The sequence below is a fragment of the Ruminococcus sp. genome (assembly GCF_024691275.1).
Lineage (GTDB): Bacteria > Bacillota > Clostridia > Oscillospirales > Ruminococcaceae > Ruminococcus.
This window is the reverse complement of sequence record NZ_JAILNU010000063.1, coordinates 16719-33170: the sequence shown is the minus strand read 5'-3', so window position 1 is coordinate 33170 and position 16452 is coordinate 16719. Positions and strand designations below refer to the sequence as shown.

The following is a 16452-nucleotide window of genomic DNA, read 5'->3' as shown; positions in this document are numbered from 1 at the left end:
TATTGACTCATCGCCATTATCTTTGTGCAGTTGATACAAGTTGCAATAACATTCTTGATAACACTTGTAATATTCACACTATGTTCATAAAATATCAAACATTAACACATTTTATTATGATATAATGTCAATATATAAAAAATCTGTAACAGGCTTATTGTCTGTTCGGAGGGGATATGTATGATCTTTAATGAGTATATGAGAGCTGTCGAGCGCTTTATAAGAAAGACAATGGCGCTTACTGCGGCAACTCCTGATGAGATCGCCGCTATTCTTGAGGAACTGTGTGTGCTGCTAAGAATAGGCAAGGTCGAAATGCTTGCCTATACCAATGAAGCTTCAGAGCACCTTGGTCTGTATACACCGTACTGCTACTACGACTGCGGTCAGGTCTGCGATACTTTTTGTGTAAGCAGACGTATGACCACCAACGACGATTCTATCGTCGTATACAAAATCTATCCCATAGCCGATGCCGAAGAATGGTCTGAAAACGAGCTTGAAAAGATACAGATATTTATCGCCCTTTTCAGCACTCTCAACGGTAAGCTTCGGCTTATCAAGCTCACCAACCGCCTGACATACTTTGACAGCGATTTCGATATGTACAACCTTAAACAGTTCATGAAAAATGTGAGAATGCTGTGCAAGGAAGAACGTGTCGACAGCTTTGCTGCGGTCAGGTTCAATTTAAAAAGGTTTTCCGTTGTCAACCAACAGCTGGGACGCGAAAACGGTACCTGCGTAATGAAACAATTCATAGCCTGTATTGATAATATCTTGACAGACAGTGCAGAGGTACTATGCCGTATCGGCGGTGATAACTTCATTGTCCTGATATATCAGGACAAGCTCGATGCACTACTGAAGATACTAAGCGGTACGCCTATAGTCTATGATGAAACAAGAGACGAGCGCATAAATATTTCGGCAACTGTCGGAGTTTATGTTATCCCTGATATGGACAGCTTTGTTCTCTCGTCAGATATCATGGACCGCGTAAGCATGGCTTTCAGCCTTGCAAAAAATTCGTGTACACAGGACGTTGTATACTTCGACGATCAGCTGCTGGCAATAAGCAAAAAGAACAACGATATCTCAGCCTGCTTCCCAAAGGCTCTTGAAGAAAGAGAGTTCCTTGTGTACTATCAGCCAAAGGTCGCTGTCGACGGTCTGAAGTTGGCAGGTGCTGAGGCTCTTTGCCGCTGGCTGCATAACGGTCGGCTCGTTCCCCCAGGGGATTTTATACCCGTTCTGGAACAGGGGCGAGATATCTGCAAGCTTGATTTCTATATGCTCGATGCGGTATGCCGCGACATAAGAAGATGGCTGGACAGCGGCCGCAAGGCTGTGCGCATATCCGTTAACCTTTCACGCAGGCATCTTTCTGATATGGATCTGCTCAAGCATATCCTCGATATCGTTGACCGTCATAATATTCCTCATGAATACATAGAAATTGAACTTACAGAGACCACCACCGATGTGGAGTTCACTGACCTGAAACGTACTATCAGCGGCTTGCAGAAGCACGGTATATCGACCTCTGTCGATGACTTCGGCATTGGTTATTCTTCACTCAACCTCATCAAGGAGATACCGTGGGACGTGCTGAAGCTGGACAAAAGCCTGCTCCCTACCGAAAACGAGGACGACCCTCATCAAAAAGCCCTCATTTTCAAGTACATCGTTGCTATGGCTCAGGAAATGGGACTTGAATGTATCGCTGAGGGTGTGGAGACCAGTGCTCAGGTCGAACTGCTCTGTGAAAACAACTGCAACCTTGCTCAGGGATTCTTCTTTGACAAACCTCTGCCTATCGAGGAATTTGAGAAAAGACTTGATGAGGATTATGTTTACAGCAAATAAATTTACAGCTGCTTTAAGCCATAGTGTTTCCTGTACAAGGAAATGCTATGGCTTTTATTGACAAATAACTTTGTTTATGATATAATACTTTTTTTTTATAAAAATACTTGCATAAATGAAAGGAATCGTTATGAAAATTTTTGTATTCTCTGATATTCACGGAAATCTTAAAGCATTAAACGCCGTCCTCGAACAGATAAAAGAAAAAGTTCCCGACCTTACAGTCTTTCTGGGAGATATCCTCCAACGCGGAAACGAGGAAACAGAATGTCTGGATCTGTTAAAGAACAACGATATCATCTGCTTAAAGGGAAACTGCGAACTGTACCTCCAGCATGGCGTTGATATCGACCCTGATGTGGAACATCTCAGGAGCTATTATGACGAGATAAGAAAAAAGGTCACTGTCGAACAGATGCAGTTCATCAAACAGATGCCGCTGGTTTACGAAGCTGAATGCTGTGGACATAAAATGCGTTTTTCACACTTTCTGTTTCTGGATACTGACTCAGCATACCCTTTCCTGCCGCTGTCATCTCTAAATAACGGTGTATTCGATGAAGCTTGCAGAAGAAATGATATCATGAAATATGACCTCCTTGCAGTCGGTCATTCTCACAGAAATTTCGTGAACGAAAATGTTGTATCAGTTTCGGCTTCAGGATTGGAAGGAGCTTCTTACCTTCTCATCGAGGCGAATGAAAGTGGTATCAGCTTTGAGCATATCGACCTTAAATACTGACCGAAAAATACTGCGCACCAGCATATAACAGCAGATCCCCGAGGCAATGTCCCGGGGATCTGCTGTTATTATACCATACATATGAGTTCACTTTTTCTGTGAGACATCAATTATGACATACTCTGACTTTGTTGCGGTCTTGAAATAAATTTCCCAGTCGGAAATACCTGACGTAACAACAAAATCCGTATCATTCCTGCGCTCATATCCGTATGTTGCATCGTTGATATCGAACCATTCTCCAACATAGGTTATAGGAAAAAGCTGGCCGCCGTGAGTATGTCCTGATACCACGAGATCAGCTGCCGAAGCCGCCTCTTCATCATAATCATTAGGGATATGATCCATGACGATTATGTATTTGCTCGTGTCTGCTCCTTCGAGAAGCTCTGCCATATCCTTTCGGTCATTATCCCCACCGTTTTTCCTTCCTACTACGTAAAAGCTGTTATCAACAAGCTCGCATTCATCCGCAAGAACGTGTATGCCGTTTTCTGTGAGTGCTGCTTCAAGCTCCTCTGCCGTGAAGTCCCTGCTATTAAAGTAGCCTTCATCATGGTTGCCATAGCAGTACCACACGCCGTACTTTACATTCATTTTTCCAAGTGCTTCACAAGCACGGATAAGGTCGTCCCTGTTTGAAGAATCATCAACAAAATCTCCTGCGATCAGAACTATATCAGGCGACTGCTCCTCGATTCGCTTCATCTGCTCAGCAAAGCCCTCACCGTCGAACGTGGTGCCAAGATGACTGTCGGCAAACAGTGCTATTCTCAGGTTTGCCTGCTTATCGGTAACTAAACTGTAGTCCGTCTGCCAAATGTTGAAGCATAAATAATATCCGATAATATGGTATACCACGGACGCAGCTATAGTCAGCCAGCCCTGCCAATAAACCGCCAGATCCTTGCCCGATGCACGTTTGATTATCCGCATGATAAGACCGAATATAAGGAAGAACACTATCGTGTCAAGGAATACTATCACCGCATTTACACTCGACATTGTAAACACCAGCACTGTAAATACCAGCACTATCGTTACAAACGAAAAAAGATGCTTCAGCCAATTTTTACCGCCCGATATCTTTTTATAGATCCCGAAACGTCCGACGCAGACTATCGCATAAACTGCTCCTAAAGCCGTCGCTGCCATAACTAATCCCAATATTATCAACCACATGAATCTTCCCCCTAAGTAATTGCGTTAAAGTATGACTCATAATATCAAAGCACACTTTTCTGGCATACAATAATATATATCGCCGCAGACATCAGCGAAAAGGCTGATACCGATACTGCCGCTGCCGAACTGTATACACGTCGGAACCTGCAATTTCTCCTGAGAGCAAGTCCGATGAAAAGCGCTCCTGTAACGACTGTGGGCATCAGGTACCTGAAATTCATAGTGCATACCAGCGGATAATTCGCCGACATTGAATAAAGATTCCCTACAAGCACAGCATAGAATATTCCCGTGAAAAGCTTGTGTACTTCGTCAATGGAGCGATCCCTCACAAATGTGACGATCATTGCGGCAAATGCAGCAAATGCTATGGCAGCACCTGTCCAGAAAAATATCCTGCACATCGTCAGCGATGCACCTTCAAAATATGTTCCGTTGATGAATTCTCCGAAAACCGAATTTTTGAGTATGGCTATGAGCGGATTGCTCTCGTTCATGCCGACAAGCTCGCCCTCTTCGTTGCGGTATGCCCAGTTTTCAAATACATTACGTACCTGCTCTAAGTCGAAGTTTGTTATCCTGCTGAAAAAGGATACTCCTTTTATCTCCTGATCCATTCCCGCAGGAAGCTCCTGAACATAGGTGAGCGGTATCTTCCACCTTATAAATCCTCTTAACGGGAACCACATACCCAGCGGTACGCATACCGCTCCAAAGGCTGCAAACTGCTTTGTCAGCTCTTTCCATGATTTTTTGAATTTCCGCACAAAAACTATAAGGAAAACCTGTGCAACAGGCAGAGCAATGAGCGCCGCCGACAGCTTCGACATCATTCCAAGTCCTATGCACAGCGATATTTTCATGATGTTCTTCATCGAAGGTTCTTTGTACCACCTGAGAGTGAACAGGAATGCTCCCATAGTGAACGCCCACGCAAGTGCATCGTTGTTTATCAGCGCCGCAAGATATGTGAAGCACGGGTGCATAGATGTTATCATAAGCGGTATGTAAAGTGCTTTTCCCTCAAGCTTGAAATGACGGAAAATATAATACGCCGATATCACTATGCTGACAGAATAAAAAAGTGTCAGCATCTGCATTGTTTCCAGCGCTGTATCACGCTCAATGCGGAAGATGTCTTCCATTATGTGCATCCATACCGCACATATCGTATGATGCAGCGGAGGGTGACAGTACTGCATCATAGAACAGTAATCGTCCTGATACAAATGGTGATTCGTGAAAAGATACGAGATATACCCAAGGTGTCCTGTTGCCACCTCGGTATCGCTGAACCAGCCCTCGTCATGCTGACGCATATTCACATTCGTACACAAGACATAGCATAGCTTCAACCAGAATCCGACTGCAATGATAAGTGCCGAACTCATGCGCCGTCTCAGCTCGTTTGTGTAAAACGCGCCGTAGAGCACTGACATCATTGACAAACCGTAAAAAAATATCCACACTATTTTGCGGTCTGATGCTTTGTATTTTTCTATGAGGATAAACAATACAGCCGACGCGGATATTGCAAGAGATACCGCTGTGATGCGCGGCAGCCTGAACTTCTTTATGGTCCTGCTTATTAAGCCGAATAATGCCAGTGAAAGAACTGCCCAAGCTGCATAGGGCGTATATTCAGGGATATACTTCAGCGAGCCGAAGCAAAAAGGCGTTAATATAATACAAGCTAAAAATGCCGATATATATGGGTGAGATAATAGCAGTCCCTGGATTCTTTTTGCAGGACTGCTGCCTGATAAAGATAACATTTTCTTCTCCTTACGAAAATTCATAAATATATTACATTATAACACAATTACGTAAGTTTGTACAATGGAAAAAGCGAAACACAATTATGAACAAATTGTAAACTTTCGTTTTTTCAATAGACGTGACCTGTAATGAGTGCTATAATGTACTCAGCTGCATATGGGCTTGTAGCTCAGTTGGGAGAGCGCTGCGTTCGCAACGCAGAGGCCGAGGGTTCGATCCCATTCAAGTCCACTTTATATAAAATACCGCCTTGAACAGGCGGTATTTTTGTTACTCGTTTGATCTCGTTTTAATGATGCTCGTATATTCTTTTTCTAAAAGTTCTCTTACCTTTTCATCTTTCAGCAAAGCACAGATTCTGTACAATAATTCAATTTCCACTTCTCCCGTATACATTATGCTAAACTCATAGTCATATGGAATTGTAAAAAAATCAATGCTGTCAATGTTTTCATCAAGTAGTATTGAATCTAAATCTTTATCAAAATTCAGTTCCAATTCTGCTGCCTCTTTCGACAGTTTACTGAACATATTAAAAAGATCCTCTGATCTTTTCTTAGTGTTTGTAAAGTTATCGTCAGTCACTCTCATTTTTTTAGTGAATATCTCTTTCAATTCAGCGAAATTCTGCTTAACCTTTATTTCGTCATAATCTTTCTTATCTATGACCTTTTTGCCTACTTCGTCGAGCATCATTGACATTTTGTCAACAAGGCTTTCAAGCTTTGCGACAGACTGCTTGATAGTCTCTATTTCCTTACGCTCTTTTTTCTGCTCAAGATACCTCTTGAACATATCCGACCACTGCTTTGACAGAAAGTCGGTTATATCCGTGATCTTGTTAAACTCGGTAACGGAAATTATACCCATATCGTAGACGCTCTTTATGAACTTGAATACCCTGATATCTTTAGTTGCTCTGAAAGCGATACATTCCGGATCAGATTTGAATTTATCAAAATTATTCATATACACATCGTACTCAGTCTTCACCTTTGAATCCACAAACGCAAATATGGCAAGACCGTTATTGACTGCGGTTCGGAACTCGTTCTGCGTGATTGATATGTACTCGTCTATTTTATCTGTTTCCTGATCGGTCGCTGCGCTGCCGTACTGTCCGCCGATGATGAGAACTGCCATATCTGAATTCTTCATCGCATCATAGCATGACTTGTCAAGCGGTTTTCCGGGATTGTATCCCACATCGCCGTCTTCAAACATTATGGGTTCAAAATCATGATTCCTGATAAATTCTGATAAATTTTCTCTGACATATTTAAGGTCGTAAAATGTTGAGCTTACAAAAATACGTGGTTTCATAATATTCCTCCTGATTTTTGATCTCTTAGTTCAGTTTCTTGTCAAGATACTGGATATCCATGTCAACATCTCCGTAGATACCCGGGATATGACCGTATGCACTCGCCTGCCATATCGCATATTCACCGTCATAGTTGGTCTCATCAACAAAATGTGCCAGCCATACAGGGTGAGCTGCCTTAGTGCTCTCTGTCCAGAAGTTGTTGAGGAAGTTCTTGCTGCTGTAAAGTATTGACGAGTAGCCGTTCTTCTCTATCTCGTCGGCAAAAGCTAAATACACCTCGTTAAGGTCATGTATGCTCATGCCGTACTGCTGGAAGTTGGCAAATTCCTCCCAGTCAAATGCTATAGGCATTTGTAATTTCTTTCCGTCGAGCTGCTGAACTATCCAGCGAGCGTGTTCACGCGCTCCGTCTATGGTATTGTCGGTAGTGTAGAAGTATAATCCCACATCAAGTCCTGCTGCTGATGCTTTTTCTATATTTGCCATGAATTGGTCGTCCATGGTAACTTCGCTGTAATAATACCCTATACGTATCATTACGAAGCTGCACCCTGCATCACGGACTGCATTGAAGTCCACGTCGCCCTGCCATGTGGAGACATCTATTCCGAATCTGATATTTCCGCCTTCATAGCGCTTGATAAAATCGCTGTAGTTCACACGGAGATTATCATCAACTGGTCTTGGCACTTCCTCGACGACATTTATCGTAAGATCCCATGTGACGGAGTTTCTCGAACTGTCTGTAACTGTGGCTGTAATAGGATATGAGCCGACTTTATTCGGGTCAACTTCACCTGTATAGCTCAGGCTTGGTGTACTGTCATAATTGTCTGCAAATCCTACGTAATCGTTAAGATCAAAGTTCGTTCCGACTTTATGATTTGGCTCCCAGCCCGAATTCAGGATAAGCGGATCAGTGGTATCAACTACGGAATACTGAAGCTTCTGCGTGAACTCGCTGCCGTTGTATATGTACGGTATCTCTGCCTCGAATACGCCTGTATCCGAGGTATTGAGCATTACCGAACCGTCTTTCAGCTCAACATTTTTTTCGGTAATAAAATCACTGAGTTTTATCTCATCATAGACCTCCACAGTATCACGGCATTTCAGCACAAGGTCTGTGGGAGGATCTGCTTTTTGGGTAGTTGTTGTCGCTTTTGTCGTTGTGACTTTTGCTGTAGTTTTCGACGTTGAAGATACAGCCGCGGTAGTCGTAACTGCATCCGATGCCTTCTCTATCCCTGAGGGCACCTTCTTGCCGCCGCAGCCTGTCAAAAAACAAAGAGCTGCAAGTGGAAGTATATATCTGAGCTTCATATTAATACCTTTCTTTGTAACGTGATTTTTGATAATTATACCACATTTTCTGCCCAAAAGCAACATTTTTTACAAATCGTATACCTTTTCTGCATTCCCGTGCATAAGGAGTTCACGCTGTTTGTCAGTAAGCTCAAGACTATTCGCAAATTCAATATGTGCCCTCTGGGAACAGCTCCCGAAATCAGAACCGAATATGAATCGTTCAGGAGCTGCGCTTATTCCTCGTTCAAAAGAGACTTTTATCTGCGGCAGGATATCTTCATTGTCAGCTGTCGAAGATATGTCAAAGTATACATTTTCGCATTCTCCAAGCTCAGCGAAGCACCTATCGGTATCGGGGTAAAAACAGTGACAGTACACAAATCTGTTACACTGTCTTTTTTGCGCCAGCTCTCTCATGACAGCGGGCATTGCATATTGATTATCGTCCCAGCCGGTGTGAAAAAGCACAGGAACATCAAACTCTGCTGCAAGTTCATATACAGGCATAAGCCTTTCGTCAGTACAGAAAAATTTCTCGTGACCTGTATATATTTTCAGTCCGATTATCTGTCTGCTCATCAGCAGCTTCCTGCACAGTTCCAACTGCGTATCAAAGCTTATGAGCGGACTTATTCCTGCTACCACTTTTATCATATCGTCGCCGCAGAACAGCTCAGCACATTCCTCTGTTGAGCCGATGCAGCTCTCAAGCTCTGAATCGGAAATGACTATCCCCTTATCCACGCCGTTTTTTCTCATCTCCGCAAGAAGCGCTGCTTTCTTGGCTTCGATGCTGCTGTATTCATACGGAAGATGCATATGCGAATCAATTATCATGATAATACTCCATTCATCAAACAAGACTTAATAATACTTTTTTATCAGTATATCACATCAGAATAATAATGTCCAGCTCTGACGATCGTTCAAAATAAAATACCGCTCATTTTTGCCTCATTTCTTGCTATTTTGATAAGCGTATGATATAATTATATGAGATAACGCAAAGGCGGTGAACGGTAAATGGATTATATCTGCAAAATGTGCGGAAACATCATGGTCTGCACGGAAGATACGGGAGTGTGTGAGTGCGAACACTGCGGCTCGCGCCAGACTGTCCCCACAAAGTACTCCAATGAACAAGCGGAACTCTATAATAAAGCCTGCATTCTACTTTTTAAAAATGACGCGGAAGAAGCAGAGAAGATTTTCCTCGAACTCTGCGCAAACGTTCCCGATGAAGCAGACGGTTACTGGGGTATAGTCCTTTGCCGCTGCGGTGTCAAATACACCGATGATCCGCTGTCAGGACTGAAAATACCTTTCATCACAAGGACTTATGACTCTGATGTTACTTCAAGCTCAGAATACACTCATTCACTTGAATTCGCAACAGATGAACAGGCTCGTTTCTACCGCCGTGAAGCTGCGGCAATAGAAATGCTCCGACATGAAAAAATAGACCGCATAGGAACAGAAGAAAAATATGATGTATTTATATGCTGTCCTCATGAAGAAGCAAACGGCGCTGCTGCTGAAATATATGACCAGCTTTGCAAGGAAGGACTGAGCGTTTTCTTTTCGCCAAAAACTCTCAGCGACCTATCCGAACATCAGCGTGAACTGTATGCGAATGCGGCAGCTTCAAATTCATCATCGCTCCTTGCTGTCTGCACCGAACCGCATAATTTTGCAGCGGCACAGTTCAGAAGAGAATATGAAAAATGCATCTCCGCAGCTCATAAGGACAGTCAGAAGCAATTAATTTTATGCATTAGAGATATTCCTGCGGACAGTATCCCACGAGAGCTTTCTGCATTTCCTGTACATGATATCTCACGAATAGGTTTCCTGACCGAGCTCATTCGCTGTATCAAAAAAAATGAGCATGATACCAAAATCTCGCACCCAGCCCCTCAAAGCAGAGTAAATCCTGATAAGCTCCTGAGCCGAATGGACGGTTTTCTCGCAGAAGAGGATTTTGAAGCCGCAAAGGAATACAGCGCTCTCATTACAGATGCTTCTCCGCAGTGCTGGCAAGCACATTTCACTCACTTTCTTGCGTGTAATAGCTGCCGAAACAGCAGCGAGCTCCTCCTCGAAGAAGTCGTGAATGGCTTTGCATCAGAATATAACAAGAATTTCGGAACAGATGTAAGCGACGAAGATTCATTCCGCAAGAACCTTGATACACTGTTCGGCAGCTCCATAAAAAATGCTGTTGAATATGCCGAGGGAGATGACAAGCTCAAAATAACTACCATTTACGAGCGCCTTGTCAGCGCTGTCCGCGACGCAGTTTTTCAGTACGAACAGGAGATCATTGTCTCCGAAGAAAAAAAGGAACTGAACGAACTGCGGCTGCGTCACACAAAGGAAGAAAAAACACGAAAAGCCGCCGAGCGTCTGCGGAAGCTGCTCCTGAAAAGGCGCATTTTCACATTCACTGCAATTATCGTTGCCGTTCTTGCCTTCATCGCCATATCCTTCAACTTCAAGTGGGCTTCCGTCACGATAGTAATACTACTGATCGCTGCCGCTGTGACTATAAAACAGCTTGATAAATAAAAAAAGCGCCAATGGCGCTTTTTTTATTTATCTTCAGATTGTCTGAACTGTAATGGTGTGACTCCGTAGAAGCTTCCGAACAGCTTCACAAAATACGAAGTATTACCGTATCCTACATTCACTCCCACATTCTTGACAGACATATCAGTCGTCTTTAAGAGCTCTGCCGCTTTGTTCAGACGGCTCGTAATAACATCTTTATTGACGCTTACGCCGAAGGTCTCGGTGTAGAGATGCTGAAAACGCGAACGGCTCAGCGAAAGCTCCTTCGCCATATCGTCTATGGAGTAGTCTCTGCCTGGCCAGCGGTATATAGACTGCCTTATCCAGAGGAGCTTCTCGGAGTATATTCCCTCGGGACGATTTGCCATAAGCTCCTTCTTGCGCAGTTTTTCGGAGACCTTATACATCAGGAGCTGAAAATAAAGGTCTATTGCTTTCTCTCTGTACGGATCGGCAGAATAATGCTCGAAGCACATACTGCGTATCATCGAAGACATATCTGTGATGTCTGCGATATCAACAGGAGTATCCAGAGGGATATTGAGTTCCTTCATCATATTCTGTTCTGATTCGTTTGGAATGAAGTGCATCCAGTCATCAAAATATTCATTGCTGGCAGGATAGTAATACTGTGGTGTGTCGGGGCGGTAGATGATAAATGAGTGAGCCGAAGTTCTAACATCTTTTCCGCCTATTCTGAAATGAGCAGGCGTTTTTACGATAAGCATCAGCCAGCTGTCTGAGCCGTCGGGCCTATCTATGCAAAAGCTGCGATCGTGCCTGTGATTGTAGCCGATCTCGAACATTTTCAAGGTTTTTACCCTCCAAATTTTTAAATTATGCACATATTATAACACGAGCAGCATAAAAGTGTCAATGTTTTTCAGCACGAAAGTAATATATAAAATACTAATTACCCGATAGTAATATTTTTCACAAATCCTTTCGCGTTTATTAATTTCTTGTCACCGTTCGTTATAATATCAAAAAAGCTAACCGAGCGCTATTGTTCAGTTAGCTTTTTTATATACTCTTTTTAGTTGACGGAATACGTCATTCATATGCACCATACGGAATGCAACAGAACGGCAGCGAATCAAAGATATCTTTGCACAACTCGTCATTCATATGCACCATACGGAATGCAACAAATCTTCTTCCTGAGTGCTGTTAAAGTTAGTAACTCGTCATTCATATGCACCATACGGAATGCAACTGCAAGTTATCGGTATTGGGTTGATGCTCTTTTACTCGTCATTCATATGCACCATACGGAATGCAACGGGACATTTTTTTCCCAATAATCAAATAAAAACATCTCGTCATTCATATGCACCATACGGAATGCAACTATCTCTAACACTGATTTAACAAATTTGATTGAACTCGTCATTCATATGCACCATACGGAATGCAACTCATGCAACAAGCCCATGAAGCTATCCATTCAAACTCGTCATTCATATGCACCATACGGAATGCAACGGTTATAAAAAATCTAAATGGTCACACTTGCTAACTCGTCATTCATATGCACCATACGGAATGCAACGAAAAAAGTATGATTATCTGTTTAATTTCGATGTCTCGTCATTCATATGCACCATACGGAATGCAACGTGCAGATCGTGCCGCTGTTGGTGATGCTCTCCACTCGTCATTCATATGCACCATACGGAATGCAACCTGCATATGGACGTTGTTGACCCACTCAAAGAGCACTCGTCATTCATATGCACCATACGGAATGCAACTTGCATCATCTTCAAATCCTCTCGCAGCAATCCACTCGTCATTCATATGCACCATACGGAATGCAACTAATGGTCTATGAGGATAACGGTATCAACTGTAACTCGTCATTCATATGCACCATACGGAATGCAACTATTTCTTTTTCACCATCAGGATTCTTGGCAATAACTCGTCATTCATATGCACCATACGGAATGCAACACTATCATCTCTCTGTCTGATATAGTAAGTGTGCCTCGTCATTCATATGCACCATACGGAATGCAACACGGCGACAAATTTGGCTTTAAGGTAGGCGGTATCTCGTCATTCATATGCACCATACGGAATGCAACTTTAAGAGTGTTATTCATAAGTACTGCGGTTTTACTCGTCATTCATATGCACCATACGGAATGCAACAGCCGATTTTTAAAATCGGTTGCGGCTTAGATAGTCTCGTCATTCATATGCACCATACGGAATGCAACCTCTGCGATACATCAACCCCATTATACCAGTAGCACTCGTCATTCATATGCACCATACGGAATGCAACTCGAGACAAATGCCAACATGATAGGCAGAACCAACTCGTCATTCATATGCACCATACGGAATGCAACTGTTCTGGTAGACGACGAATAATACGTTTGACCACTCGTCATTCATATGCACCATACGGAATGCAACTGCAAAATTGCTACACATGAACTATTACACGGAATTAAAATGTGTACTTTATACCTTATCGAGTGTATCTACTGTCGAATTAAATTCGGGCTTATGTATACTTTCTCGATTTTCGGACGCCGAGTCGCCCGTGCAAATGTGCGAATATAACAACATTATTCTGTTTGCTTACTTTTCGCACTCTGGTTTATTTCATTTTCTATTATTTTGTCAATATCCCGAATACTGAGATTCTGACTCGCATTATAATCAGCATTTTCTTTAAAACCGCATTTCAAACACAGAAAATGTGCCTGATATTTTCTGTTATCAGCATTAATATATCCACATTTGCTGCATCGTTTACTTGTATATCGTGGCTTAATAAAAACAACGTTTATACCTTTTTCTTCAGCCTTATTTTTAATTTTAGTTTGCAGATCATAATATGTCCAATTCTTCAAAAAACGGTTAGCATCACTGGTTATACCGCTTAATTCTTCCATTTGGATAGTTCCGCAGCCATTTTTGACAGCATAATCAATAAGAGCACGGCTATACTTATGGTTTGCAGTATCGCGGAATCGCGCTATCTTATCTTCAATAGCATAAACAGACTTGTTACGTGTCTTGATACCATGACCGATCCTGCCGTCACCACAATATCTTCCCTGTTTCAGCAAAGACTTCTTTCGTGCTTCTACGCGCCGACGGAACTCTTCGATCTCACCGCCATTTATCGTAAACCTGTTCAAATCGCCGTATACAGAAGCACATATCGGCAAAGCCACTCCAAGATCAACACCAAGTATTTTATCAGGGTCAAGATTATCTATCACCTGTGGTTCAAACTTATATACCATATTCAAAAACCACAGTTTTTTCTTTCGATTATAAATCAGCTTACTCTCTCCGATTTTATAGATCTGATCAATACAACGTTCAAGAATAGTTTGCGTTGAATCATCCTTTACATTAACCTTAAATCTGACTTTAGTATCTTTATATTTTTTGTAATAATCAGATTTTGTGTTTACCATATTTAATGACAAGTAAAAATCTTTATCTATTTTTTTCAAATCAATCCTTTCATTATGAATGTCAATAGGTTGATTTGGTTTATAGGTTATTATTGAACTTTCACCTTTTAAGAATTTTTCACGTGAATCTTCAAACTCTTTGCATGCTCCGCGAACGGTAGTAGTACAATTTTGTGAATACAGATCATTACCTGTTTTTAACTTATCCATTATAAAACCAGCTAAAGAATAATTTAAAATATCCTTTTCTTTTGGATAGCTATTAAACTTTTTATAATAATCGCTTCTAAAATTATAATATTCCCAGCAATACTGAATGGTCTTGTTTTTTATCTCACGAGTTTGCTTCTGAAGCTCCCAAAGAAGTTGGTTTATTTCCTTATAATCGACCTGTTTTCCGTCTTTGTCATACTGATCTATATAAAGAGCCAACCTTACAACCTTATTTACCTCTTTTTTCTTTTTCATGCATATCCCCCCTTTGCTGCTTTTCTCGCAGGTGCTACACCCACTTGCGGTGCCCGAAATCTCCTTCGCCTACGCTCGGATATTTCGACCGCTGCGCAATAATCGCCTCGCTGCTTCTGCCACCGGCAGCGCTTCGGCGATTATTCCCACTCCACCGTTCCCGGCGGCTTAGAAGTAATATCATACACTACTCTGTTAACGTGCTCAACTTCATTGCAGAGTCGGTTCGACACCTTTGCAAGAACATCATAAGGTATCCTTGCCCAGTCAGCTGTCATGAAGTCGTCTGTAGTTACTGCGCGGATAGCTATAAGGTGGTCGTATGTACGGTGGTCGCCCATAACGCCTACAGTACGTACATCAGGAAGAACTGCAAAGAACTGCTTGAGCTGCTCCTCGATACCGCTCTTGCGTATCTCATCGCGGAATACAGCGTCTGCTTCCTGTAATATCTTTATCTTTTCCTCAGTTATCTCGCCGATTATACGAACTCCGAGACCCGGACCCGGGAACGGCTGTCTCCATACAAGATCATGAGGGATACCAAGCTTCTCGCCCACTTTTCTTACCTCGTCCTTGAAGAGGTCGCCGAGCGGCTCGATGGTTCCTGCGAACTTTATATCCTCAGGCATCTTAACCATGTTGTGGTGTGTCTTTATAACAGCTGTGCTGCCGTGACCTGCCTGATTGCCTCTGCCCGACTCGATACGGTCAGGATAGATAGTACCCTGCGCAAAGAATCCGTCCGTGCCCTGTTCTCTTATCTTATCCCAGAAAACATTATAGAACTCGGTACCTATAATCTTACGCTTCTGCTCAGGGTCTGTAACGCCCTTGAGAGCTGCGAGGAACTTTTCCTTGCAGTTTACGCGGACAAAGTTCATATCGAAAAGTTTTGTAAATGTTTCTTCAACGAAGTCTCCCTCGTCCTTTCGCATAAGTCCCTGATCGACAAATACACAGGTGAGCTGCTTGCCGACTGCACGGCTGAGAAGTCCTGCTGCAACGGAGGAATCAACGCCTCCCGATAGTCCGAGTATTACCTTTTTATCGCCTATCTGCTCGCGGAGCTTAGCTACTGTATTCTCAATGAAATCGTCCATTACCCAGTCGCCTGTACAGCCGCAGACATTATAAAGGAAGTTATGGAGTATCTGCTTGCCGAACTCACTGTGAGTTACCTCAGGGTGGAACTGTACAGCATATATTTTCTTCTCAGGAGCTTCAAAAGCTGCACACGGACAGTCTTCAGACTTTGCTGTCACACGGAATCCATCAGGGAGCTGGCTTACAAAATCGGTATGGCTCATCCACACAACGCTGTTTTCAGGAATGTCCCTGAACAAAAGGCTGTCTGTATTCTGAGTTACCTCGATCTTGCCGTACTCGCTCTTTTCACAGCTCTCGACCTTGCCGCCGAGAGTATATGCAACGAGCTGGCAGCCGTAGCATATTCCGAGTATCGGTACGCCAATACTGAATATCTCCTCTGAGATATGGGGCGATGAAGGATCATAAACACTGTTCGGACCGCCTGTGAATATTATCGCAGTCGGGTTCATTGCCTTGATCTCACTGATAGGTGTGTCAAATCTCTTGATCTCGCAGTATACACCGCACTCACGCACTCTGCGGGCAATGAGCTGATTATACTGACCGCCGAAATCAAGGACGATACAAAGCTGGTTAGACATAAGTCCCTCCTTAACTTCCGCTTTATGGCAGCGGACACCATATTTTTGGAGCTATTAGCCTTT

General features: G+C 42.8%; 11 protein-coding genes, 1 tRNA gene and 1 CRISPR repeat array. Of the genes, 4 read left to right on the top strand and 8 right to left on the bottom strand.

The window, feature by feature from the left end:
* Positions 1 to 180: 180 nt before the first annotated feature.
* Both K6G33_RS07640 and K6G33_RS07635 read left to right on the top strand, forming a co-directional pair.
* Positions 181 to 1869 (top strand): GGDEF domain-containing phosphodiesterase, encoded by a 1689-nt coding sequence (locus tag K6G33_RS07640; RefSeq protein ID WP_296777950.1) that lies wholly within the window; start codon positions 181 to 183, stop codon positions 1867 to 1869.
* A gap of 130 nt (positions 1870 to 1999) precedes the next feature.
* Positions 2000 to 2611, top strand: coding sequence for a metallophosphoesterase (locus tag K6G33_RS07635; protein WP_296777949.1), 612 nt, complete (start codon positions 2000 to 2002; stop codon positions 2609 to 2611).
* An 87-nt stretch (positions 2612 to 2698) separates the two neighbouring features.
* On the opposite strand, the gene K6G33_RS07630 is transcribed toward K6G33_RS07635, so the two are convergent.
* Both K6G33_RS07630 and K6G33_RS07625 read right to left on the bottom strand, forming a co-directional pair.
* Positions 2699 to 3793: a metallophosphoesterase gene (locus K6G33_RS07630; RefSeq protein ID WP_296777947.1), complete on the bottom strand. Its 1095-nt coding sequence runs from the start codon at positions 3791 to 3793 to the stop codon at positions 2699 to 2701.
* A 44-nt stretch (positions 3794 to 3837) separates the two neighbouring features.
* Complete coding sequence (locus K6G33_RS07625; protein WP_296777946.1) at positions 3838 to 5571, bottom strand: glycosyltransferase family 39 protein; 1734 nt, start codon at positions 5569 to 5571, stop codon at positions 3838 to 3840.
* A gap of 162 nt (positions 5572 to 5733) precedes the next feature.
* Here K6G33_RS07625 and K6G33_RS07620 point away from each other — a divergent pair.
* Positions 5734 to 5806 (top strand) — tRNA-Ala (locus K6G33_RS07620).
* Between the two features lie 39 nt (positions 5807 to 5845).
* Here the strand turns inward: K6G33_RS07620 and K6G33_RS07615 are convergent.
* The 3 genes from K6G33_RS07615 to K6G33_RS07605 form a co-directional block, all read right to left on the bottom strand.
* On the bottom strand, positions 5846 to 6898 hold the full coding sequence (locus K6G33_RS07615) for a DUF4062 domain-containing protein (RefSeq protein WP_296777945.1): 1053 nt from the start codon (positions 6896 to 6898) through the stop codon (positions 5846 to 5848).
* A 25-nt stretch (positions 6899 to 6923) separates the two neighbouring features.
* Positions 6924 to 8225: a GH25 family lysozyme gene (locus K6G33_RS07610; RefSeq protein ID WP_296777943.1), complete on the bottom strand. Its 1302-nt coding sequence runs from the start codon at positions 8223 to 8225 to the stop codon at positions 6924 to 6926.
* Between the two features lie 69 nt (positions 8226 to 8294).
* Entirely contained in the window at positions 8295 to 9047 is a 753-nt protein-coding gene (locus K6G33_RS07605; RefSeq protein WP_296777940.1) for an amidohydrolase family protein, read from the bottom strand.
* A 186-nt stretch (positions 9048 to 9233) separates the two neighbouring features.
* On the opposite strand from K6G33_RS07605, the gene K6G33_RS07600 reads away from it, so the two are divergent.
* Positions 9234 to 10778, top strand: a complete 1545-nt coding sequence (locus K6G33_RS07600; RefSeq protein ID WP_296777938.1) for a hypothetical protein — start codon at positions 9234 to 9236, stop codon at positions 10776 to 10778.
* A 23-nt stretch (positions 10779 to 10801) separates the two neighbouring features.
* Here the strand turns inward: K6G33_RS07600 and K6G33_RS07595 are convergent, their stop codons facing one another.
* The 3 genes from K6G33_RS07595 to guaA form a co-directional block, all read right to left on the bottom strand.
* A complete protein-coding gene (locus K6G33_RS07595; protein ID WP_296777972.1) occupies positions 10802 to 11587 on the bottom strand; it encodes an AraC family transcriptional regulator in 786 nt (261 codons plus the stop codon).
* Between the two features lie 242 nt (positions 11588 to 11829).
* Positions 11830 to 13208: a CRISPR direct-repeat array (repeat unit 33 nt; unit sequence CTCGTCATTCATATGCACCATACGGAATGCAAC).
* A gap of 155 nt (positions 13209 to 13363) precedes the next feature.
* Positions 13364 to 14695: a transposase gene (locus K6G33_RS07590; protein ID WP_296777936.1), complete on the bottom strand. Its 1332-nt coding sequence runs from the start codon at positions 14693 to 14695 to the stop codon at positions 13364 to 13366.
* A gap of 140 nt (positions 14696 to 14835) precedes the next feature.
* A complete protein-coding gene (guaA, locus tag K6G33_RS07585) occupies positions 14836 to 16389 on the bottom strand; it encodes a glutamine-hydrolyzing GMP synthase (RefSeq protein WP_296777935.1) in 1554 nt (517 codons plus the stop codon).
* Positions 16390 to 16452: the final 63 nt, after the last annotated feature.